20 protein-coding genes and 2 pseudogenes are annotated in these 21,879 nt (G+C 49.2%); 14 read left to right on the top strand and 8 right to left on the bottom strand.

Translation table 11 applies throughout. The features are described 5' to 3' along the window. Positions 1–11: 11 nt before the first annotated feature. Positions 12–1,505 (top strand): AAA family ATPase, encoded by a 1,494-nt coding sequence (locus tag QQZ12_RS08055; protein ID WP_102992411.1) that lies wholly within the window; start codon positions 12–14, stop codon positions 1,503–1,505. A gap of 17 nt (positions 1,506–1,522) precedes the next feature. Here the strand turns inward: QQZ12_RS08055 and QQZ12_RS08050 are convergent, their stop codons facing one another. Further along, positions 1,523–2,182, bottom strand: a complete 660-nt coding sequence (locus QQZ12_RS08050) for a queuosine precursor transporter (protein WP_106342932.1) — start codon at positions 2,180–2,182, stop codon at positions 1,523–1,525. 380 nt (positions 2,183–2,562) lie between these two features. Between QQZ12_RS08050 and QQZ12_RS08045 the strand changes: the two are divergent. From QQZ12_RS08045 to QQZ12_RS08035, 3 genes and pseudogenes are all read left to right on the top strand, one after another. Beyond that, positions 2,563–3,456 (top strand): annotated as a pseudogene (locus QQZ12_RS08045) (3-hydroxyacyl-CoA dehydrogenase family protein); the annotation flags it as partial. Next, entirely contained in the window at positions 3,453–4,646 is a 1,194-nt protein-coding gene (locus QQZ12_RS08040; protein WP_102992413.1) for an acetate/propionate family kinase, read from the top strand. The pseudogene QQZ12_RS08045 and the gene QQZ12_RS08040, both read left to right, overlap by 4 nt. Before the next feature lie 64 nt (positions 4,647–4,710). Further along, positions 4,711–5,895, top strand: coding sequence for a pyridoxal phosphate-dependent aminotransferase (locus tag QQZ12_RS08035; protein WP_102992414.1), 1,185 nt, complete (start codon positions 4,711–4,713; stop codon positions 5,893–5,895). Between the two features lie 56 nt (positions 5,896–5,951). Here QQZ12_RS08035 and lexA read toward each other — a convergent pair whose 3' ends face one another. Together lexA and QQZ12_RS08025 are read right to left on the bottom strand one after the other, a co-directional pair. Next, positions 5,952–6,575 (bottom strand): transcriptional repressor LexA, encoded by a 624-nt coding sequence (gene lexA / locus QQZ12_RS08030; protein ID WP_102992415.1) that lies wholly within the window; start codon positions 6,573–6,575, stop codon positions 5,952–5,954. Between the two features lie 137 nt (positions 6,576–6,712). Then, on the bottom strand, positions 6,713–7,789 hold the full coding sequence (locus QQZ12_RS08025) for a tyrosine-type recombinase/integrase (protein ID WP_102992416.1): 1,077 nt from the start codon (positions 7,787–7,789) through the stop codon (positions 6,713–6,715). A gap of 211 nt (positions 7,790–8,000) precedes the next feature. Here QQZ12_RS08025 and QQZ12_RS08020 point away from each other — a divergent pair, with 211 nt between their 5' ends. After that, positions 8,001–8,777, top strand: a complete 777-nt coding sequence (locus tag QQZ12_RS08020; RefSeq protein WP_123827438.1) for a hypothetical protein — start codon at positions 8,001–8,003, stop codon at positions 8,775–8,777. Positions 8,778–8,842: 65 nt separating this feature from the next. On the opposite strand, the gene QQZ12_RS08015 is transcribed toward QQZ12_RS08020, so the two are convergent. Then, complete coding sequence (locus QQZ12_RS08015) at positions 8,843–9,367, bottom strand: GNAT family N-acetyltransferase (protein ID WP_102992418.1); 525 nt, start codon at positions 9,365–9,367, stop codon at positions 8,843–8,845. A 250-nt stretch (positions 9,368–9,617) separates the two neighbouring features. Between QQZ12_RS08015 and QQZ12_RS08010 the strand changes: the two genes are divergently transcribed. Next, positions 9,618–11,357 carry an AAA family ATPase gene (locus QQZ12_RS08010; protein WP_284724234.1) on the top strand — a complete coding sequence of 580 codons (1,740 nt, stop codon included), beginning with the start codon at positions 9,618–9,620 and terminating at the stop codon, positions 11,355–11,357. Beyond that, positions 11,354–12,544 (top strand): McrC family protein, encoded by a 1,191-nt coding sequence (locus QQZ12_RS08005; protein ID WP_102992420.1) that lies wholly within the window; start codon positions 11,354–11,356, stop codon positions 12,542–12,544. Before QQZ12_RS08010 ends, QQZ12_RS08005 begins: the two co-directional genes overlap by 4 nt. A 59-nt stretch (positions 12,545–12,603) precedes the next feature. Here the strand turns inward: QQZ12_RS08005 and trhO are convergent, their stop codons facing one another. Then, positions 12,604–13,506: an oxygen-dependent tRNA uridine(34) hydroxylase TrhO gene (trhO, locus tag QQZ12_RS08000; protein WP_102992421.1), complete on the bottom strand. Its 903-nt coding sequence runs from the start codon at positions 13,504–13,506 to the stop codon at positions 12,604–12,606. Positions 13,507–13,912: 406 nt separating this feature from the next. Here trhO and QQZ12_RS07995 point away from each other — a divergent pair, with 406 nt between their 5' ends. The 3 genes and pseudogenes from QQZ12_RS07995 to QQZ12_RS07985 all read left to right on the top strand — a co-directional run bounded on the left by QQZ12_RS07995 (position 13,913) and on the right by QQZ12_RS07985 (position 15,717). Continuing rightward, a complete protein-coding gene (locus QQZ12_RS07995) occupies positions 13,913–14,098 on the top strand; it encodes a hypothetical protein (RefSeq protein ID WP_284724233.1) in 186 nt (61 codons plus the stop codon). Between the two features lie 73 nt (positions 14,099–14,171). After that, on the top strand, positions 14,172–15,320 hold the full coding sequence (locus QQZ12_RS07990; RefSeq protein ID WP_284724232.1) for a serine hydrolase: 1,149 nt from the start codon (positions 14,172–14,174) through the stop codon (positions 15,318–15,320). Positions 15,321–15,400: 80 nt separating this feature from the next. Continuing rightward, positions 15,401–15,717, top strand: a pseudogene (locus QQZ12_RS07985) (antibiotic biosynthesis monooxygenase family protein). 85 nt (positions 15,718–15,802) lie between these two features. Here the strand turns inward: QQZ12_RS07985 and QQZ12_RS07980 are convergent. Further along, on the bottom strand, positions 15,803–16,726 hold the full coding sequence (locus QQZ12_RS07980) for a DMT family transporter (protein WP_102992424.1): 924 nt from the start codon (positions 16,724–16,726) through the stop codon (positions 15,803–15,805). A gap of 205 nt (positions 16,727–16,931) precedes the next feature. On the opposite strand from QQZ12_RS07980, the gene QQZ12_RS07975 reads away from it, so the two are divergent. Next, the gene (locus QQZ12_RS07975) at positions 16,932–17,702 is read left to right on the top strand and encodes a 4'-phosphopantetheinyl transferase family protein (RefSeq protein WP_102992425.1); all 771 of its coding nucleotides are present in this window, start codon (positions 16,932–16,934) and stop codon (positions 17,700–17,702) included. A 64-nt stretch (positions 17,703–17,766) separates the two neighbouring features. Here the strand turns inward: QQZ12_RS07975 and QQZ12_RS07970 are convergent, their stop codons facing one another. Further along, positions 17,767–18,321, bottom strand: coding sequence for a thioredoxin family protein (locus QQZ12_RS07970; protein ID WP_102992426.1), 555 nt, complete (start codon positions 18,319–18,321; stop codon positions 17,767–17,769). Positions 18,322–18,398: 77 nt separating this feature from the next. Continuing rightward, positions 18,399–18,803, bottom strand: a complete 405-nt coding sequence (locus tag QQZ12_RS07965; protein WP_102992427.1) for a helix-turn-helix domain-containing protein — start codon at positions 18,801–18,803, stop codon at positions 18,399–18,401. 196 nt (positions 18,804–18,999) lie between these two features. On the opposite strand from QQZ12_RS07965, the gene QQZ12_RS07960 reads away from it, so the two are divergent. The 3 genes from QQZ12_RS07960 (at position 19,000) to QQZ12_RS07950 (ending at position 21,468) form a co-directional block, all read left to right on the top strand. Beyond that, the gene (locus QQZ12_RS07960) at positions 19,000–19,488 is read left to right on the top strand and encodes an NUDIX hydrolase (protein ID WP_181353032.1); all 489 of its coding nucleotides are present in this window, start codon (positions 19,000–19,002) and stop codon (positions 19,486–19,488) included. A gap of 109 nt (positions 19,489–19,597) precedes the next feature. Beyond that, entirely contained in the window at positions 19,598–20,404 is an 807-nt protein-coding gene (ablB, locus tag QQZ12_RS07955) for a putative beta-lysine N-acetyltransferase (RefSeq protein ID WP_284724313.1), read from the top strand. 179 nt (positions 20,405–20,583) lie between these two features. Continuing rightward, a complete protein-coding gene (locus QQZ12_RS07950; protein ID WP_102992430.1) occupies positions 20,584–21,468 on the top strand; it encodes a GNAT family N-acetyltransferase in 885 nt (294 codons plus the stop codon). Positions 21,469–21,879 lie beyond the last annotated feature (411 nt).

The following is a 21,879-nucleotide window of genomic DNA, read 5'->3' as shown; positions in this document are numbered from 1 at the left end:
GGTGAATCGGGATGTTCCTGTATCTGATGACAGGTGTTGGCTTGGCAGTGGCCCTTTTTCTCATTTTTCTAGGGGTAAATCCGTTTCCACTTGTGGTGTTGTTAGCCATGGTTTGGCTGGTGACGTCCTTGCAGGGCGGGCGGATATCGCAGGGCTCGTTTGGTGCAAAGAAAGCGGCTAACAACAAGGGAAGTTCCACGATTCCCACTACCCGCTTTGAGGAAATCGGCGGTCAGGAACACGCCAAAACGGAACTGAAAGAAGCCCTTGATTTCTTGTTGTATCATGAGCGGATGGAGGCATACGGCATCAGGCCGATCAAGGGAATTTTGTTGGCTGGGCCGCCCGGAACGGGGAAAACGCTGATGGCCAAAGCAGCAGCGCATTACACGGATTCGGTGTTCGTCAGCGCGTCAGGCAGTGAGTTCGTGGAGAAGTATGTTGGCGTCGGGGCGCAGCGGATTCGCCGCTTGTTTCAGGATGCCCGTAAAGCGGCTAAAAAAAATCGCAAGAAAAGCGCCATTGTCTTCATTGACGAAATCGATGTGATCGGCGGTAAGCGGGAAGGTGGCCAACAACGTGAATATGACCAGACTTTGAACCAATTGTTGACAGAGATGGACGGCATTCATGTGGATGGGGATGTGCGCATGCTCGTCATGGCCGCGACCAACCGCAAGGAAATGCTTGATCCCGCTTTGCTCCGCCCGGGCCGGTTTGACCGCCATATTCTCGTGGATTTGCCGGACAAACAAGCTCGCTTGCAAATCCTTACCCTACATGCGCGAAACAAACCATTGTCACCGGATGTCTCGTTGGACAAAGTGGCACAGGACACCTTTGGTTTTTCCGGCGCGCAGTTGGAAAGCTTGACCAATGAAGCGGCCATTTACGCGCTACGCCAAGGAAGTGAGCAGCTGGAGCCGGCGCATTTTCAGGCGGCTATCGATAAAGTGATGATGGGGGAGAAGACGGATCGAGAAGCCGCCCACGACGAAAAATTGCGGGTGGCGATTCACGAGTTGGGCCATGCGATCATGGCAGAGCTAGTGCAACCGGGCTCTGTCTCCTCTGTTGCCCTGTCTCCGCGCGGGCAGGCGCTCGGCTATGTGCGGCAGCATCCGGGGCAGGATCGCTATCTTTATACCAAAGAAGAGCTGGAAGGCCGGATTAGGGTTTGTCTGGCGGGTGCCGCCGCAGAACAATTGGTGCTCGGCTCGAAGAGTACCGGAGCGCAAAACGATTATGAGCAGGCGAATCGGTATGCTCGGGGATTGGTGCAAAGTGGCCTATCTGAGCGCGGCATTATCGATGCTGAATTGATTGCAAAAAGTGAGTTGCATGAGACGACCACCAAGATTTTGAATGAATTGCAAACCCGTACGGAACAACAATTGGCTTCATACCTGCCGTTGATTGAGGAGTGCACCGCGATTCTGATGCGCGAAGAAGTGTTGAACGGGGATGAATTTAGACAGTTGTTACGTGAAAAAGCGTCCGCATGAGTCAAGCGGACGCTTTTTTAGTGCGATCCGTCCAGCTGGCGTTTCGCGATGCGCAGGTAAAAGAGAGGCAATAGGATGAACGAAAAGGCATATTTGAGCAAAATGTTGGACCATGTGACGCTGATGAGTGTCGCGTTGTCGATGAGTCCATAAAATGCGATGGTGCTCATGATGGCCGTGTCAAATGGAATAGAGACGGCATTGGAGAGCACGACGCGCAAGTACCGCCGTTTTTCTCCAAACCGCCGTTGCACCGCTTGATAGATCAATCCATCCAACAATTCGGCGGTGACCCCGGCGATGACCGACCCCAAGATGATCCGGATGGAGGGGAGCAATACTTGGCCAAATGCCGTTTGCGGACCCACAGCAGGATCAGCGGGCAACACTGACACGACATAGATGATGCTGAACATCAGAAAGTTGCTTAATCCGGCATACACTACCACGCGGTTGGTCAGCGTGAGATTTGTTTTTTGATGGAGCATGTCCCGCAGTACAAAAGTCAAAGGATAGAATAGTGAGCCAGCATCCATCGATAACGTGAACACCTTGATGATTCGAAGTGAACTGAGATTGGATAACATGGAGAGCACGACATACAGGATGGACAGGAGAACAACTCCGGCCCAGTAAGTGGTGCCGATCCCGTCGATTGTTTGTTTGTATGGATTCATCTTTGCTTCCTTACCCCGTTTCTGCTATAATCATGTCCATTGCAGTATCCTATCACATTTTAGTGTGCCTGAAAAATTCAGGGCTGATCAAACACACCCCCAGCGGAGCGATCACAGGCGGCCGGCGCATACCTTTGTTTACGAGGTGTCTTGATAAATCGTTATCAAGGCTTTTTTGCATTGTCCATGAATCCTTTCCGCAGGGGCATATATTTTGGATAAGGATGGAGCAACCTAGAGGGAGAGATAGAGAGAAGGGATGTAATTATATACATATAACAGGAAAAAGTACTCTTTTAAGATAGTTTTTCGGAAATTGTTAACGTTATGACGGCGAGAACCTGCTACAATAGACAAGGTTATTTAAGCGAAAGGAGCAAGAACTCGTGGCAAATATTCAGCACATCGCCGTGATCGGCGGCGGAACCATGGGACAAGGCATCGCCGAGCTCTTGGCATCCAAGGGAATTGAAACAACGGTGATTGAGAGAAATGATGAACTGGCGAAAGACGCTTATCATCATATTGAAATGAGTTTGGATAAAAAATTGGCAAAATGGGGCATTACACCAGCCGAGAAAAAGATGACGCTGTCCCGGATTCACGTAACGGCAGATACGGAGGCCCTCAAACAAGTTGATTTCGTAATTGAATCGGTGGTGGAAGACCTCGACGCCAAATTGGAATTGTTTGCTCTGTGCGACCGGTTGTGTCGACCAGAAGTGATCCTGGCCAGCAACACGTCGACTCTTAGTTTGACCGAGATCGCTGCTGCGACGGAACGGCCAGATAAAGTGATCGGTCTGCATTTTGTGCATCCCGTGCCAAAGACCCCGTTGGTGGAAGTTGTGCGGGGATTGAAAACTTCGCAAGAGACGGTACAAACGGTGGTCGACTTGTTGGCGCAAATGGAAATGACCGGGATCGAGGTGTATGAATCACCCGGTTTTGTGACGACCCGCTTGATCTGTCTGTTGATCAATGAGGCAGTGTACACATTGATGGAAGGGGTGGCTAGCGCCTACGATATCGACCGGGCGATGAAAGCGTACCAATTCCAGTACGGCCCGTTGGAGATGGTGGATCGCTTCGGATTGGATTCTGTGCTGGCGGCGCTGGAACGCCTATACCGTGAATTTGGCGACACCAAATATCGCCCGGCTCCGCTGTTGAAAAAAATGGTACGCGCTGGCCATTTGGGCGTGAAAACAGGTGAAGGATTCTTCCAATACAGCGAAGACGGCGAACGGATCATGAAGGAGGGCCAGGCATGAAGATATTGGTGATCAACTGCGGAAGTTCCTCGATTAAATACCAATTGTTTGATATGACTGATGAGTCCGTATTGGCGACGGGATTGGTTGAGAAGATTGGTACTGAATCAGCGATGATCAAACATGAAGTTCCTGGTGCGGAAGAAAAGGTGCTAATCAGCGAGATCCTCGACCATCGCGTGGGCATGAAAAAAGTGTTGGACTTGTTGATGGACAAAGAAGAAGGCGTCATTCAAAGTGCGGATGAAGTGGCAGCCGTGGGCCATCGCGTCGTGCACGGTGGGGAGTTCTTTTCCCGTTCCGTCGTAATCGACAGCCAAGTGCGGCAAGCGATCCGCCAGACGATTGATCTGGCTCCACTCCACAATCCCCCCAACTTATTGGGAATCGACGCGGCTCAAGCGCAACTGCCTCACGCTACCCATGTGGCGGTATTTGATACGGCATTCCATCAGACGATGCCTGATTATGCCTATATGTATGCTTTGCCTCGGATTCTATATCAAAAATACAAAGTGCGTCGGTACGGTTTCCATGGCACTTCGCACAAATACGTGTCGCAACGGGCGGCGGAATTCCTTGGCAAGCCGCTGGCCGATCTTAAAATCATTTCTTGCCACATCGGTAACGGTGCGAGCATCACTGCCGTTCAGGGCGGGAAATCAGTGGATACCAGCATGGGCATGACCCCGCTTGAAGGCTTGATGATGGGCACGCGCTCGGGGGATATCGACCCAGCCATTGTACCGTTTGTGATCGCTAAAGAAGAATTGACCATCGGTGAAGTGAGCTCGATGATGAACAAGCACAGCGGCCTGTTGGGCGTGTCAGGCATCTCTTCGGACATGCGCGAAGTGACGGAAGCGATGTTTGATGGCAACAGCCAAGCCAAGCTGGCGATTGATATGTACATCTACAAGATCAAAAAAGTGATCGGCTCTTATGTGGCTGCGATGGATGGGCTGGATGTGTTGCTTTTCACCGCAGGTGTAGGAGAAAACGCCTCATTGATTCGCGAACGGGTATGTGAAGGGCTGAGCTTCTTCGGCATTGAGATCGACAAAGAAGAAAACGCGATCCGCAAAAAAGAGGAACGCCGCATCAGCACTCCGGCTTCCAAAGTGGAAGTGTTGGTGATCCCGACCAACGAAGAACTGATGATCGCCCGCGAGACAAAAGAACTGGTCTAAGCCTGTTTAACCATGATAAGATGATGTGGATGGGATCTTGTTTTTGAAGAGGGAGGTTCTCACGTTGAAATTATCCAAACGCGTCCAACAATTGGCCCCATCCCCAACACTCGCTATCACTGCCAAAGCCAAAGCATTGAAACAAGCTGGCCATGATGTGATCGGCTTGGGTGCGGGTGAGCCTGACTTCAACACACCCGTACATATCCTGCAAGCGGCCGAGGAAGCGATGCACAAAGGTTTGACGAAATACACGCCTTCCAGTGGTGTGGTTGAGCTGAAGCAGGCGATTATCGAGAAATTTAAACGAGATAATGGTCTGACCTATGAGCCGAATCAAATCATTGTGACGGTCGGTGCGAAGCATGCCTTGTACAACTTGTTCCAAGCTTTGTTGGATGAAGGGGATGAAGTGATCGTTCCTGCCCCATACTGGGTGAGCTACCTTGAACAGGTGAAGCTGGCCGGAGGGGTGCCGGTGGTTGTAGAAGGCAAAGAAGAAAATCAGTTCAAAATCACTCCGGCTCAATTGGAAGCGGCTGTCACTGACCGAACCAAGGCATTGTTGCTTAACAGCCCGTCCAATCCAACCGGCATGTTGTACACCGCAGAGGAATTGCGCGCGATCGGGGAAGTGTGCGTAAAACATGATATCCTCGTGGTGTCGGACGAAATTTATGAGCATTTGATTTACGGCGATGAAAAGCATGTGAGCATAGCTAGTTTGAGCGATGAGCTGTATCGACGAACCGTGATCATCAACGGGGTGTCAAAAACGTATTCGATGACCGGCTGGCGGATTGGCTATGCGGCGGGACCGGCAGAGCTGATCAAAGCGATGTCGGGCCTGTCTGATCATAGCACCTCCAACCCGACATCCATCGCGCAATATGCAGCTATTGCCGCACTCCAAGGTACGCATGAACCGGTGGCGGAAATGAAGCGGGCATTCAAAGAGCGCCGCGATTATGTGGTGCGTCGCGTGAATGCGATCTCCGGATTCCATTGCCAAATGCCGGCGGGGGCGTTTTACGCTTTTATCAACATCCGCGAGGCATTAAACCATTCCGGCAAGTATGCAAACCCTGACGAATGGTCTGCTGCATTGTTGGAAAAAGCATTGGTTGCCGTGGTTCCAGGCTCTGGTTTCGGCTCTAACGATCATATCCGGATCTCCTATGCGACTTCCATGGAGCAGTTGGAGCAAGCGCTTGACCGCATCGAAAAGTTTGTAAAAGATCAGGCGTAAAGCAAAAAAAGCACTGGTGATGAATCGATCACCAGTGCTTTTCTTATAGTCCGGGTTTACATCACTTCGCGGATCAAGCTGATGACTTTGCCCAAGATGGTGACTTCTGGCAAGCGAATAGGTTCAAGCTGGTCGTTTTCCGGTTGCAGGCGAATGTGATCTGGTTCCCGGAAGAAGCGCTTGACGGTCGCTTCCCCGTCTGGGGTCATGGCGACAACGATGTCGCCGTTGTTGGCCGTCGGTTGCTGGCGCACGACCACGTGGTCTCCATCAAGGATGCCGGCGTTAATCATGCTTTCGCCCCGCACAGATAACAGGAAAACGGTCTGTTCATCACCGACGAGGCGGCGTGGCAAGGGATAATAGTCTTCAATATTTTCAATCGCGGTGATCGGTTCACCCGCGGTTACTTTGCCGACGATAGGGACAAAAACGGTGTCCACTTGGGCTTTAGTAGGCAGCTCAGCCCGTTTAAGCAATTCGATAGCGCGTGGTTTTGTCGGATCGCGCCGGATATAGCCTTTTTTTTCTAACCGCGCCAGATGACCATGGACGGTGGAGCTGGAAGCGAGGCCAACTGCTTCGCCAATTTCTCGCACTGAAGGCGGATATCCTTTTTCGAGAACGTTTTTTTGTATGTAGTTAAGAATGGCCTGCTGGCGTGGAGAAAGTTTGCTCATGTTTTTCATCTCCCCTGATTGTAAGCGTTCACGAGCCTTTTTATCTTATTCTTAGTATACATGAAGAAAGAAAAAAGAACAAACATTTGGTAGAATGTTTGTTCTTGAATTGGTGTAAAAACGCACGAAACCACTGATCACAGCATTCGGTCCAATCGATCCAGCGCGTCATCTTTTTCGGTGTTGATGACGTGGGTATAGATTTGGGTGGTCTGGATGCTGGAATGGCCCAAAATCTCCTGCACCACACGCAAATTTTCGCCGTTGGAGAGGAGCAAAGTAGCTAGCGTATGGCGCAATTTGTGAGGAGAGATATTGGCGGCTTTGGGTGGAAGATTGGCTTCGCGTACGTATTTCTTGATGATTTCAGAAATGCCTTTGCGGCTGATCCGTTGGTAATTTTTATTGAGGAACAAGGCGTATTGATGTTCTGGCGGTACCGGGTCTTTGGGCCGCCGTTCCAAGTAGGCTTTGAGGGCGTCCATAGCGTTGCCGTTTAATTTCAACATGCGCTCTTTGCCGCCTTTGCCGATGATGATGATGCGGTACACCTGCCCATCCGTTTGAATACTATTCAGATTCAGGTTAATCAACTCGGAAACGCGCATGCCTGTGTTTAAAAACATCAGGATGATGGCGAGATCCCGCGTTTCAATCCAATTGGGGCTTTTGGTGTTTTTCTTTTGGTGGTAGTGATGGACTGCTTGGATGAGCCTGAGTGCTTCCTCCTTGGTCAGAAATACTGGCACTTTGGAGCGGGCGCGTGATTTGAGCGTCGCATCTTCATATTCTTCCATCGGGTCGCGGTCGAGAACATGGGATTTCACCAGAAACCGGAACAGCGAGCGGAGGGATGCGCGTTTGCGCTGTTTGCCGCTACGCGAGTTTTCGCGGAAATGCGTGCGTTCTACCCAGACTTCTTTCATTTCTCCCGTAATGGGATCTTTTTTCTTCATTTTAATATGTACGGTGCGCTCATACCCGTTTTCAATATGACGGAAAAAACGTTTAAGGGTCATGGCGTCGACTTGGTGAATGGTTTTGCCGCGCGTGGTTAAAAAATCAAAAAAAAGAGCAAAGTCATAAGCATAATTGGCTATCGTTTGTTTAGATCGGTCGGCGCTGATCATTTCCAGGAAGAAATCTTGCACCTCTTCTGGAAACTGGCCTACGATTCGATTAATGCTTTCTGGTAGTTTGCGCGACACAATCATGGTGGTTCACCCCCTGGCAAGTACATATGTTGGCGATCAGGCCAGCATGACGGAAACAACAAGTCCGCAAGCCGAATATGGCGTGAAAGGGCGATCAACCATTCCCATTTTACCATGTTTTTCATCAGTGGGAGGGACAAAGGGTGGGTTTTTCTCCCTGTTCATGTTATGATGCAAGATGTCAGCAATCCTTGTGAAAGGGGTGCCTTTCTTGCTCATAAAACGATGGGCGTTGTTATTGTCATTGGCGGTAGTGGGATTGACCGGTTGCAGTTCGTTTTCGTTTGGGGACGGAACGACAACTGCTCCGGGACAAGCGACGAAACAGATTGTCGGGATTGTGGAAAAAGCGGAGCGGGCTTTGCAAGAAAATCCGCAGAATACATACCGCTTGGAGGGAAAAGGGTTTTATGCGACAGTGGCGGCTGATTTCTCTCAAAACAAGATGCATATTTCCGGTTTAGATGAAGGCATGCAAATTCCCTTGGAAGGGTATGTCAGCGGGAATGATGTCTTTGAGAAATTGATGGTGACATCGGAAGCGAAATGGTATTCTTATGCGGCCATGGACTTGCCTTACATCGTGCAAATCTATCCACTTCCCGGTTATCTTCCGCATCTGCCCCGATACTTGGCTTATACCAAAAAATATTCAGGCGATATTGAATTGACGGATGATGGGAACGTCTTCCGCTTGGAGTGGAAGGCACCGGAACCTGAACGGCTAGCCTTGCAAGAGCGCTTGCGGAAACTGGAGGCGTACAGTCTATTTCCCAATGAGGAAAATCCGGCTCCAACCGATATCGAATTGATGGAGATGCGCCAAAAGTTGACAATAGACAAGAAGACATATCAAGTGAAAGAAATTTGGATGGAAACTTATTATCCCGAGAATAAAATCGCCATGAAGATGTCATGGAAAAAAGCGAGTTCGAACCAAGTAGACGTGCCGGACAACGTCAAGAGCGAGGCCAAACGAATCAAATAGGATAGATGAGCAAGGCTCTTACTTTTAGGTAAGAGCCTTTGTCAAAAACCAGCAGACAAACAGCCTTAACTGGAGTCGGAATGATCTTGGATAGCCACAAAGCCCAATTTGGTGTTGATTGCGAGCATGGGCTTGTTTATATGGGCGACTCGGGTTTCCACCCGTTGCACGCCTTTGGCCAAGCAGATGTGAAGCAAATGTTGTTTTAAGATCGTAGCCATTCCGGTGCCCCGGTATGCTTTGGACACGACCGTCAGCCCAGTGCGGGCGCACGTTCCATCAATGGCCAGCGTGCTTAGCGCGATCCACTTTTGGCCATGTGAGATGAGCAAAGTCGTTTCCCTGTGTGGCCAGTAAGAGGTTGGATAAATGCGTGTGACAAAGTCTTCATAACTCTCAAACTCTCCGCTACGACATCCGGGGTCATCCAACACCCCTTCACGCACTAAGGGATAGAGGGCGCGTCTGGTCATTTCGTTGTCTCCCGCCTGCGCGAGCGTGAAGAGATGGTATGGCGGTTCAAGCGGTTTTGGAGAGATTGTGGTAGCATCAATAGTGGTCAGATCGAGGGAAAGATGAATGAACGACATGACAAGCCTCCTGTGACAAGATGTTTCATGCCTGGTTGTCAAATGGTTTATATTCCACTGACCGTTCAGTTTGATCGTATCAGCTTTAATTTGTTATGGCAAGGATCATTGTATCCGTTGACATGGTATACCCCGCCATATGTTTCAAAGACGGGTGGTTCTTTATTTGAGCAAGGAGTTGTTTTAATTTAAAATGTTCTTGCTAACTCATATGAGATCATTGAGAAACGGATGGGAGAGTTGAGGCAGGATGAGCGCACAGCATCGTGGACGGAACGTGGAAGCGGAGTGCGAGTTGCGAATCTATCCGTCTCCGCCAGAAGAGTGGAGGCAGGTGTGGTTGGTGGAGTCGTCCACTTTTGTAGAGGAGCCCGTTGAAAGAAAAATCAGCCGCTTGTCAATTGCGAAGCCTGGCTTCGACCCGATAATCCAACAGATACAATCTGGTGACTTGCTCTTGTGCCACACCCGCGGCACAAAGCATCAAATCAAGGAAGTGTTGTTGGTGGTAGACGAGGCCCCCCAAAGCGGCCATCCGGTGACAGTGTACATAAAACAGTTTGAAGAGCATCCACCCGTGTTGTTGGATGCATTGATCGCCGCTTGTGCGGAATGCACCAATCCGCCGCCTGGCCGCACGTATTTCATCCCCGCTGATGTTTTGTACAGAATTCGCACCCTGCAACCGGAAGTGAGCATGCTATTTGCGCGCCCCCGCCATTGGGTGTTTCAATGCAATCCCCGCTTGTATGATTTGAAACAAGCGGTACGGCGAAATCATTTGAAGACGTGGAAAGTGACGGCGCATAAGCAACGCATCAAAAAGGGCGACAAGGTGATCATGTGGATGACGGGGAGTGAAGCGGGATGTTACGCCCTGGCAACGGTGCGGACAGAGGTGTTCAAAGGATGGGGGGAGATGGTGGAAGCGGACTATTTTCATGCGGATGACTTGCCGGAAGCGTGGGACCGATGTGAAATAGAGATTGACTTAGATTTGACCGCAACGCCCATTTTGCGGAAGACGACGGAAGCAGATCCGGAATTGGCGGGGTTGAACGTGGGCATGCAAGGGACTAACTTTCAGGCGACCCCTGCACAATACCAACAACTCTTGCGGCTGGCCTTGTCTGAGCGGAGAGGGATGATGGCAAAGGCCGCCCCTCGTTACAGCTTGGCCGATTTTTGTGCGGACACTGGCTATGCTGAACAAGAAGTAAATCGTTGGCTTCGTGCTATCCAGCGCAAAGGCCAAGTAATTTTTGGAGGGCCTCCGGGCACAGGCAAAACATATGTCGCTGAGCGCTTGGCCCGTTTGCTTACGAGCGAGGGGAATGGCTTTTATGAGATGGTGCAGTTTCATCCCAACTATGCATATGAAGATTTCATCCAAGGGATTCGCCCGGTGGTGACGGAGGAGGGCAAGCAAAAGGTTGAGCTGGTTCCGGGGCGCTTCTTGGAATTTTGTGAGCGGGCCCGGCGTTGTGGTGGTACATGTGTGATGGTCATTGATGAAATTAATCGTGCTCATCTGGCCCGCGTGCTAGGGGAGCTTATGCTCACTTTGGAATATAGGGAAACCGAAATCCCGTTGGCTGGTGGAAACCGATTTTCCATCCCGGAAGGTGTGCGGCTGATCGGCACGATGAATACGGCTGACCGTTCCATCGCGCTGTTGGATGTGGCCTTGCGCCGGCGGTTCGCTTTTATTCGATTGTCGCCACAGTATGAACAGCTGCGCCGATTCCACCGCCTCCGGGATAATGACGTTGAAGGGCTGATCCAATTGTTACAGGAAATCAATGAGCGTGTGAGCGATCCTTCTTTCGCGCTTGGCATTTCTTATTTTATGGTGGAGAATTTAGCCGAAGAATTGGAAGAGATATGGAAATGGGAAGTTGAACCTTACTTGGAGGACGTGTTGTTTGATCAACCGGACACAGCCGCCTCGTACTGCTGGGAACGGGTGAAAGGGCGCCTTCTTCCATGAGCGTCGTGCAGTGGCTGGAGCTGGAGGAGGAAACCGTTTGTGAATTTGGACATGAGGAGTTGCCGCCGGAAGTGGGGGAGGAGATTTGCCGACGGTACTCCCGGTGGTTGGATGTCGAATTTCCGTCGCCTAAAACAAACGATCGCTGGCGAATCCGAGCGAAAGGATGGGTCGGTTATATGCCGCTTGCGGGGGGACGGGGCATATATGTGCGGCCCAAGGTTCCGGTAACCAATTTGTTTCAGATGCTGGAGGTGGCCTATGATCTGAAAAGCTTGCGCCTCTTTGAAGGACGAGCCGAGGTAGCTTCTTTGCCAGGCTTTTATGAGCGGGTGGTGGAGTCGCTGGCTGTCCGAGTGTTGCGGCGGGCGCGACAGGGATTTTATCAGGCATATGTGGCTAGAGAAGAAGTTTTGCCATACATCAGGGGACGTTGGCGAGCGGGGGATTTACCGCGCCATCCAGCTAGGCCGGGGTTCGCATGTGCGTTTGAAGAAATGGTTGTAGACAACGAGGAGAATCAAATCATTCTGTGGACGTTGCATCACGTGATGAAGAGTGGCTATTGTCAACGGCCTGAGGTATTATCCGCTGTGCGCAAAGCGTATCAAGCTATGGAGGCAGGCGTTTCTTTGAGGCGGTATACGGCAGCGGATTGCGCGAATCGAAATTATCACCGGCTGAATCGTGATTACGCGCCGATGCATACATTATGCCAGTTTTTGTTGGATACATCAGGCCCTTCGCATGTGCGTGGTGATCGCATTTTTACTCCGTTTGCCCTTAACATGCCCCGTTTATACGAACGGTTTGTGACGGAGTGGTTGAAACGGAATCTACCTGAGCAGTTTCAATTGGTCGCGCAAGAGGCGGCATCCATTTCTTCCAAGCGGACATGGGTGATGGATGCGCTTATTTATCGACGCGAACCGTGGACTGCCCATTGGTTGGTTGATCTTAAGTACAAGCGGGATCGTGAACCAAAGAATGCCGACTTGTTTCAATTGACGGCCTATGCCGCTGCCAAAGGATGCAAAGAAGCGGTGCTCGTCTATCCGGGCAGGGCGCGGACGGCCAAGCTGGCGGTGGGAGTGAGCGGCATTCAGGTTCGCGTGTTGAATTTCCCGCTAGATGGCGACTTAGATCAAGCCGGTAACCAATTTATGCGAGCGCTGAGCGAAGGATGAGCGCGCATATATAAACGGCCTCTTCCCATATTGAGAAGAGGCAGTTTTGGTGTACTAGTTTACGCTTCGTATTTGACCATGTCTTGTTCCACGCATTCTTTGGAGCAGTATCCTTGATGAATTTCTTCACATGCATCACAACAAAGGTGTTGTTTGTGGCACATGTCGTATTCGCAGTTGATGTAACGGTCTGTCGGATTGCCGCAGTGATAGCATTTCCCGACGACGGTTTCCTCCACTTGGTTGATCGGCACCGAAATCCGTTCGTCAAAGACATAGCACTTGCCATCCCACAGTTGCCCTTTGACTTCGGGGTCTTTGCCGTAGGTGACAATGCCCCCATCCAATTGGTAGACATCTTTGAAGCCTTCTTCCAGCATGAAGGCTGTCAATTTTTCACAGCGAATGCCGCCCGTGCAGTAAGTGAGGATGGTTTTGTCTTTGTAATCTTTTAAGTTGTTGCGAATCCATTCTGGGAATTCACGGGTGGTGTTCACGTCAGGGCGGATGGCGCCGCGGAAGTGGCCCAAGTCGTATTCATAATTATTGCGCCCATCTATGACAATCACATCGTCACGCTGCAACATGTTGTAAAATTCTTTCGGTGTCAAGCGTTTGCCTGTTTTTTGGTAAGGTTTCACGTCTTTTTTCAGCCGCCAGGTCACCAATTCTTTCTTCGGGCGCACAAACAGCTTTTTAAAGGCATGTTTATGATATTCGTCCACTTTAAACGGCATGTCATGGAACAGTGGATGGGCGTGCATATACTCCATGTACCGTTTCGTTTGCTCGACGGTGCCGGACAGTGTGCCGTTGATCCCTTCTGATGCGATAAGGATGCGTCCTTTTACTCCTAACTCTTGGCAAAAGGCCCGATGTTCATCTGCGAAAGCGATGGGATCCTTGATTTCAACATATTTATAATATAAGAGAATGCGATAATCGTTTTGTGGTGTGGTCATGTTTGATCCACCTGCTTCCTTTCCATGATTCCTGAGAAAACAACCTGCCTAATAGTATACAACAGAATGTCAAGATCGCCAAACTTGCCAGGCAAGCGCACATATAGGTTTGTGCTTGTCGTTAAAAAGGAAAATAGTACTATGCTCAGTTTGTTAGAGTCTATTGCAGCGTGGTAGGCTTGCGGGAAGGGATACCTTAAAAGGGGGGGGCATAGTGCAATGGAACTCATAGAAATTATGTTTAACTCCTTTTTTTGGATATGGTTTGGTATCATCGGATTGATTATTTGGATGAATGTGAAGAAGAACAAAAAGAAAAAGCGGAAAAGACAGCATGGTGGCCGCGCCTATTACTCTTCTTCATCTAGTCCGACGCCTTTTTTCCTGTTTGATACTGATGATCAGGATGACAAAAACGATCACCACCATGATGGCCATTCCGGCAGTGATTACAGCGATGGTGGGAGTAATTGCAGTAGCAACAGTTGTAGTAGCAGTAGTTGCAGTAGTAGCAGCAGTAGTTGCAGTAGCAGCAGTAGTTGCAGTAGCAGCAGCTGTGGCGGTAGCAGTAGCGGCATCTGAGGTTGCCTAGTCACCAGAGGGGGAGCTTTTCCCCCTTTTCTCTGCGAGATAAAATTACGATATATTGCGAATGGAGTGAAACAATGTTGAGAAAGGTTTGGCATCTGTGTTTAACCGCTTCTTTGCTTGTCACCGTGGCGTTTGCAAACATAGCTGAAGCGGCGAGCCCCGCGATCAAGGAAGAGGACGACGGCGCTCGTCAAATTTTGCAATTCATCAAAAAAAATCCTCACAAATCTTCGTTGGTAGTGTCATATAATGGGAAGAATGTGGTCAAGCACCGTTCATCCAAGCTGATGCCTTTGGCCAGCACCGTCAAAATCATTGTTGCTGTTACTTATGCTAAACAAGCTGCAAAAGGCAAAATCAATCCCAATGAGCGGATTCCTTTAACTGAATTGGACAAATACGCGATCCCGGATTTGGATGGCGGCGCTCAAGCACAATGGTTGCAACATTTGAAAGATAACAACTTAATCATCAACGGAACGGTTTCGCTGGAAGAAGTGGCCAAAGGCATGATTGGTTTCAGCTCGAATGCCAATACCGAATATCTGATGGAGCGGCTGTCGATTGATCAAATTAACCAAACGTTTAGAGAGTTGGGATTAAACAAGCATCAACCCATCTATCCGTTCTATCTATCTCTTTTGATTCCGTATGAAATTTGGAAAACGTATTTTTCAGATCAGTCCATCCAAGAAGCAATGCCTAAAATCAAAAAGAAGATGCGTAGCATGTCATTGCAAGAGCATCGTCGTTGGGCTGAGAAGGTCTTTGCCCAACTTATGCATGATCGGGATCAAAGGTATATAAAAGAAGCGGATATCGCTTCTTGGTATGATATCGAGTTGGACCGTATGTTTTCAGACCGATTTATTTCATCTACTACAAGTGAATATGTTTCGGTGATGAAAAAGCTTAACAACCGCTCATATTATTCGAAGAAAACATACAAGTATTTGATTCCGGTGATGGAGCAGATAATGGAAATCCCAGGAAACAATGAATGGCTCTCACACGCTGGATTAAAAGGCGGGTCCACTTTGTACATCTTGACACAGGCTTTTTACGCCACTGATAAACAAGGAAACAAAACAGCGCTAGCGATCTTTTTCAACAACTTGACTCCAGAGGAGAACAGCCAATTGCAAGCTCATTTGAATGAATTTGATTTGAGGGTGATGACAGACCCTCAGTTTAGAAAAGAGTTGAAAACGCTCAAATCGTAGTACTGGTGGCTGAGCATGTGTAAAGCTTGAATAAGAATATTCATGGTTCATCATACACCATGGAGAAAGGAATTAGCAGGATGACTCACTCGTCAAATCGACCAACCCCGCCATATTATGCTGTGATCTTCACCTCAGTCCGCACGGAAGGAGAAGATCAGGGTTATGGGAAAATGGCCGAACAAATGGTGGAACTCGCCAAACAACAACCAGGATTTCTAGGGGTTGAAAGCGTCCGGGATGCTAACGGATTTGGAATTACGGTGTCTTATTGGGAATCGAATCATGGAAAGGTCATGCAGCGCATCAGATTGCACAAGAGCGAGGCAAGGCCGAGTGGTATGCGAACTACACTGTTCGCGTGGCCAAAGTGGAGCGGGAGTATGGGATGGAGTAGAACGGAAGTGAAGAATAAAAAGGTTGCAAGTCACATTAAAAACATAGACTAGTTTGCTTTGTAGACTATTTCACAAAAAGAAACATCAGGGATGTTCCCCGATGTTTCTTTTTTCAAATGAGAGGATAAATACCGTTGCCACGATGCAACAGGTTCCCAGCCATTCAACCCAGCCAAACGGGACATGAAGCCAAATGACTGCCAACACGACGGCCGTCAGCGGTTCCGCACTGGCGAGAATGCTCGTTTCAGCTGGCCGAATGTATTTTAAGCTTTCCAAATAACAAGTGAAAGCGATCAATGTACCGAAAATGATGATGAACGCGATGGAGAGAAGAGCCGGAACAGTGATCTGCCCCTCGATGTCCCACGGTGCGTGGACGAAGGAAAAGCCCACGCCGCCGATCACCATACCCCAGCCAATGATGAGGGGAGTTCCCCACTGGGCGAGCAAAGATGCCGGTTGGATCGTGTAAAAGGCCAACGCGATGGCAGAACCAACTCCCCAAAACAGTGCGGCTTGCGAAATGGAAAGTTGTCCGAGATCGCCGCCCGTGATCAAAAGTAGCGTGCCTGTGAAAGAGAGGATCACCGCAATAAATTCCGCGAAGCCGGGCCGTTTTTTGCTTCGCACCGCAAGAAAAAGAACCACAAGGGTGGGAGCCAAGTATTGAAGCACAGTGGCGGTAGCGGCGTTGGAGGCATGAATAGCCGCAAAATAGGTGTATTGTACGCCCAATAAGCCGGCAAGGCCAAACAAAAGCAACCGCAGGCGATCATGGCGCTGTTTCCAGATTGACCAAATGCGAACCTCTGGCTTATTGATCGCCAGCAAAGAAAGAAGTAAAACACCCGAGATCAGTAGGCGGATCACTACCAACCACTCAGGAGAGACGCGGGCCGACTCGAACAAATCTTGCGCCACGGCACCTGAGATACCCCACAAGCTGGCGGCGATCAAAACCAAGCCGTAACCTTTGACCCGTTGATAACGGTTGCGTGTTTTCATATTGTTGTCACCTCGGCTTATCGCCATATGGAGAAGATATGTCAATCATTGCCCCTGATAGAGCAGGACAGAATGGTGAAATGTTCATATTTTTATATTATAATTCAAAATGAAATTGGTTGAAATGCAAAATCGGAGGGCTACTTTTTAATAAGAATGCTTTACAATATGAAGTAAAATTAGCAAAGGTGGCAAAATATCGCAAATGAGCTATTTCGAACTAGATTCCCGTTTTATTCACCTGTGGAAAGTGCCAATCACAGAAGCTCCGTTGTTCCTGGAAAAGGTCATGAGCGAACGGGAAGTAAATAGATATCGGTCGTTTCGCAAGCAGGAGGATCGGACTCGCGCGCTTTTTTCCTATGGGTTGCTGCGGTTGTTGTTGGCGGAGCTGTTGGGCACCAACCCCTCAGATGTACCGGTGACGCGGGCCTGTCCAAGTTGCGGGGAGGAACACGGCAAGCCCAGGGTGGTACGTCCAGACGAGCAGCCGATTGAGCTGAGTGTCTCCCATTCAGGGAAATGGGTGGTACTTGGTATCTCGCTTCTGCACCCCTTTGGTGTAGATATTGAAAGGATAGATCGGGACTCGGATCTTGACGGCATGGCGAGAATGTCTCTGTCCGAAGGCGAACAGGCCGCGTGGGCCACATTGTCCCCCGACCAGCGGATACGTGGGTTTTACCGCTATTGGACGCGAAAAGAGGCCATTGTCAAAGCGACCGGCGATGGCTTGACTGTCTCTTTGAAACAGGTGCAAGTGAGTCCGGCCGATCAAGCGCCCAAGTTGTTGTCTTGGCAGGATCGACCGGAAATGGTGGGGAAAATCACTTGCTATCCGCTTGCACTGGATGAACATACAGAAGGGTGTGTGGCTGTGATCGGCCAAGTGGATGGCGTGCGGTTGTATGATGGAAGGGAAGTGTTGGTTCGCTGGCAAGATAAGCTGACTGAAAAAGGGTTGCGCGGTGTTTGATTTATATAGTTTGAGTAATGTAAAAGAAGTCACCCCACCGAGGTGACCTCTTTTGTTGTGAAGATCATTTCCATTTGATGTTGCAACCAATGCTGGGTTTTTGTTGCACCTGGATCGGTTCGTTGTTCAAGATGCTGTCCAACGCAGCGCGGATATAGGAACCGGTAACCGGCAAACCATTTCCCGGCCGGGAATCATCCAGTTGCCCGCGATATACACATGATAGTTTCCCGTCGAAAATGTAGAAGTCTGGTGTGCAAGCGGCTTGATAATCTTTGGCCACTTTTTGTGATTCGTCGTAAAGATAGGGGAAGGGGTATTGAAACTCCTCTGCCACCTTCTTCATGTTGTCTGGCCCGTCTTCAGGATATTGTACGGCGTCATTCGAGCTGATCGCGATAAAGGCGACTCCTTTGGGCAAATAATCGTTGGCCAATTGCACCAATTGTTTTTGAACATGCTTAACATATGGACAATGGTTGCAGATGAACATGATCACGGTGGCCACATCGGATTTCAGCGCTTCGAGAGACACCTCTTGATTAGAAACGACATCGGGCAAAGTGAATGATGGCGCTGTCGCCCCCAGCGGAAACATATTGGATTCAGTTAATGCCAAAGTGAATCCTCCTTCCTGTCACTGTGAACTTGTGCATCATTATACCATACATATAGCGGTGCAATTTATGTATCTGCCTACTCTGCATCGTCGTATTTGGTCAAGCCCAGCATTTTGATTTTGACTTGGATGGCGTCTTCACTCAAGCCTTTTTCGCGCAACTCGTTGATCTTCTTCTCTTTGCGGCGAATCGTGTCTTCGCGCTCTTTGGTTTCAAATTCGTCAATGAGAGCGAGTTGCTCTTCTTCCGTGGGAGGGACGAATTCATACAATTCTTCAGGGCGCACATTCAGGAGGTGAGCCATGTGGAAAATGGCTTCGGGCCGTGGGATCGCCGCGCCTCTGGCCCACAAGGAGACCTGTTGTTTTCTGGCGCCCAGCGCCCGCGCGAGAGAGGTTTGATTGGGAACTTGCCCATAGATTTTGTAGCCTTCCTCACGTCGTTTACTTAATATACTATTAATTCGGGGGATCAACCTCATCATCCACCCTCCTTTCATGAAAGTTTTCAATTTTTATATTATCATATTTATAGTCATATAGATAATTATAAATATGAAATAAAGGTTCTTTTTATATTTTTAATTATGAAACAAATGATTGCGGTAAGAGGGAAATGCTTTGAAGTGTAGAAGTTTCTGTGATGGTTAAAATCATTTATTTATGGAGGGATGTGGAGTGTTGGACGTGGAATGCCGATATACGATGTGCTTCATTAAGAAAAATGATGAAATTTTATTATTGAATCGTGAAAAATCGGCATGGATGGGCCGGTGGAATGGGTTGGGTGGGAAAATTGAACCCGGCGAAACGCCGCTTGAAAGCGCGTTGCGAGAAGTGAAGGAAGAAGCAGGCTTGCACCTGGAAAAGATGGACTGCCGCGGACGGCTGATCTGGATATTGGAAGATGGTAAGCGAGGTGGGATGCATTTGTACTGGGCGGAACTTCCCGCTGACCGGACATGCCCTACCCCAGCGAAGACGGATGAAGGGATCTTGGATTGGAAACCGATCACATGGATTTTGCACCCTGAGAATAAGGGGATGTCTGTGAATGTGGTGAAGTGTTTGCCATTTTTGTTGGCGGATGAGAAGCAACATTTGTTTCAACTGCACTGGCGCGGGGAGGAATTGATCGCATTTGACCATGCTGAGCTATCGGATTAGGGAGGCTGATAGGTCCCTATTTTCATATGCGAACAAAAACATGTTATTTTTTTTTCGTTTAGGGTACGTTAATTGATGAGTATCCAAGGGGAGGTTTTTTCTTTTGACAATGGTTGATTATTCGCGCAAGAGTACGGTACTTGAAATGGATGAACGCAACAGCCGGATGAAATTATTGCACTACAGATCCGAAGATATCGAAGCCTTGGCGAAGGAGAAAGATATCGGAAAAGTGTTGATTTATGCTGATCCCGACGATACTAAGGCGTTTGAAGAGATGGGTTTTGAGAAGGAAGGCGAAATTAGTGTCTTTTTCAACGGGGAGCCGGCTGTGATTTTATCGCGGTTTATTGATGACCGGCGCTCGGTGGAAAAAGATGCAGAAAAGAAGGATGAGATCGTCGAGCTGGCCGAGAAGACAGAAACGATCACAGAACCCCCGGAATTGGGGCCATCCTTCAGACTGCGCCGGGCGACAGAAGCGGATGCGGAGGAGCTGGCGGCGCTATACGCCAAAGTGTTTGAAACCTATCCGACGCCTGTGCATGATCCCAACTTCATTAGAAAATGCATGCGCAACGATGTCTATTTCTCCGTCGTTACCGATCATGGCAAGATTGTAAGTGCTGCTTCGGCTGATGTGTTCACCCGTTACAATTGCGCGGAAATCACTGATTGCGCAACCGATCCCGCCTATCGGGGGCAAGGGTTACTCAGCGCAATCATTTTTGATTTGGAAAAGCAAATGCGGGCGCGGGGCGTGCCCAACCTGTTTTCTCTTACACGTGCGGTGTCCGTGGGGATGAATATTGTGATATCGCGTCATGGGTTTGAGTATAAGGGGCGCCTTATTCAAAACAGCCACATTGCCGGCCGTTTTGAAGATATGAATATCTGGGTAAAAAAATTGGATTAATTGTTGATTGACGGCTCGCTTTGTGCGGGCGTACAGGAAAGCCGATGGTTGTAAAGGAGGCGGCGTTAGCCTCTTCGCAACCGTCGGCTTTTTTTTACATGGCCGAACCATACCATCCCGCGTAAAAGGCTTGGTTGTCGTATGATAGAGATAAGCGCAAAGAAAAGGAGAGAAAACAGATGATACAAATTCAACCACTCAGCCGGTGTACATGGGAAGAGTCGCTAGCTTTGTGGAACGAAGCGTTTTCTGGTTATTTTGTGGATGTGTCGATGACGATGGAGGCGTTTGTGGGAAAATGGTCGCGTGAATCGCTCTCACCCGACCATTCTCTGGTGGCGGTTGCTGATGGGAAATTGGTCGGATTGGTATGTTCTGGTATCCGTACAGTGAATGGCAAGAAAATGGCCTGGAACGGGGGAACGGCGGTCGTCCCCGCTTGGCGTGGCAAAGGGGTGGGGCGGAAGCTGATGGAAGAAACCCTTGCTTTGTATGAGCGCGAAGGAGTTGAGCTTGCCACCCTTGAAGCGATCGCTGCAAATCAGGCGGCCATTCGCCTTTATGAACGGTTGGGCTATCGGATTGTCGATCGCCTGTCTTATTACCAGTCGACCGAGCCATTGCGATTGATTGAGGCAGAACCATCTGTGTATCGCATTGATCGAGTTGTGCCAGCGCAGGTGGCATCGTTACCATTTTATTCTGCTGAGGTGCCATGGCAGGAACAGTGGTTTTGTTTGCGGGACGGAGAAGCATGGGTGGTTGCTGACAGCCGGGGAGATGTCTTGGGGTACGCGCTGGGCCGGCGGGAATTTGATGAGCGAGGGCGGTTACGCAGAGCTGTGCTTTATCAAGTAGAGATCGCTCCCGGTCGGATCGATGAGCAGGCATTTTTCCTGTCTCTGTTGGAAGCGGCATGGGGTCCCGCGACGGATATATGTGAACGCATCGTTGCAAACTGGCCGTCAGCTAAGTGCATGGGGGTGGAGATCTTCAACCGCTTGGGAATGAGGACGGCTATTGAACAGGTGTGGATGATGAAAGAAATAGGTGCTAACAAGTAGTCTATAGCCGCTGGATCATTTCTAGTTATTGGGTATTTCAGGCCGGAAACGAGGGTGAATTCATTCAACGTTACAAAAGAAAACTTTTGTAACGGTATAAAGCTGTGTTTAACCGCAAAATTGGTTGGATTTGTAAAAATAAGTTGATGGAAGCAATACCGGTAGGTTGATTCGCACATCACCGCCCGACTAGGGTGTGTCTGGCAAATCAAGTTGGTGGGGAAGAAGTGGCCGAAAAACCTATTCTCGAGGAGCGCCGAGGCACAAGTGAAGAAAATGAGAAAATGGTTTTGGGGCCGCTGGCCTATTCATCAGACACGCCCTAAAGCCGGAAGAAAGAGTGAATGGCAAATCCATAGTAATACAAACAAATCAAAATAGAGTGAATATTATTCTATTCTTACTAATGGA

The organism is Laceyella tengchongensis, assembly GCF_900182735.1.
In the GTDB taxonomy this organism is placed as follows: Bacteria; Bacillota; Bacilli; order Thermoactinomycetales; family Thermoactinomycetaceae; genus Laceyella; species Laceyella tengchongensis.
This window is presented reverse-complemented; position numbering and strand designations above follow the sequence as displayed.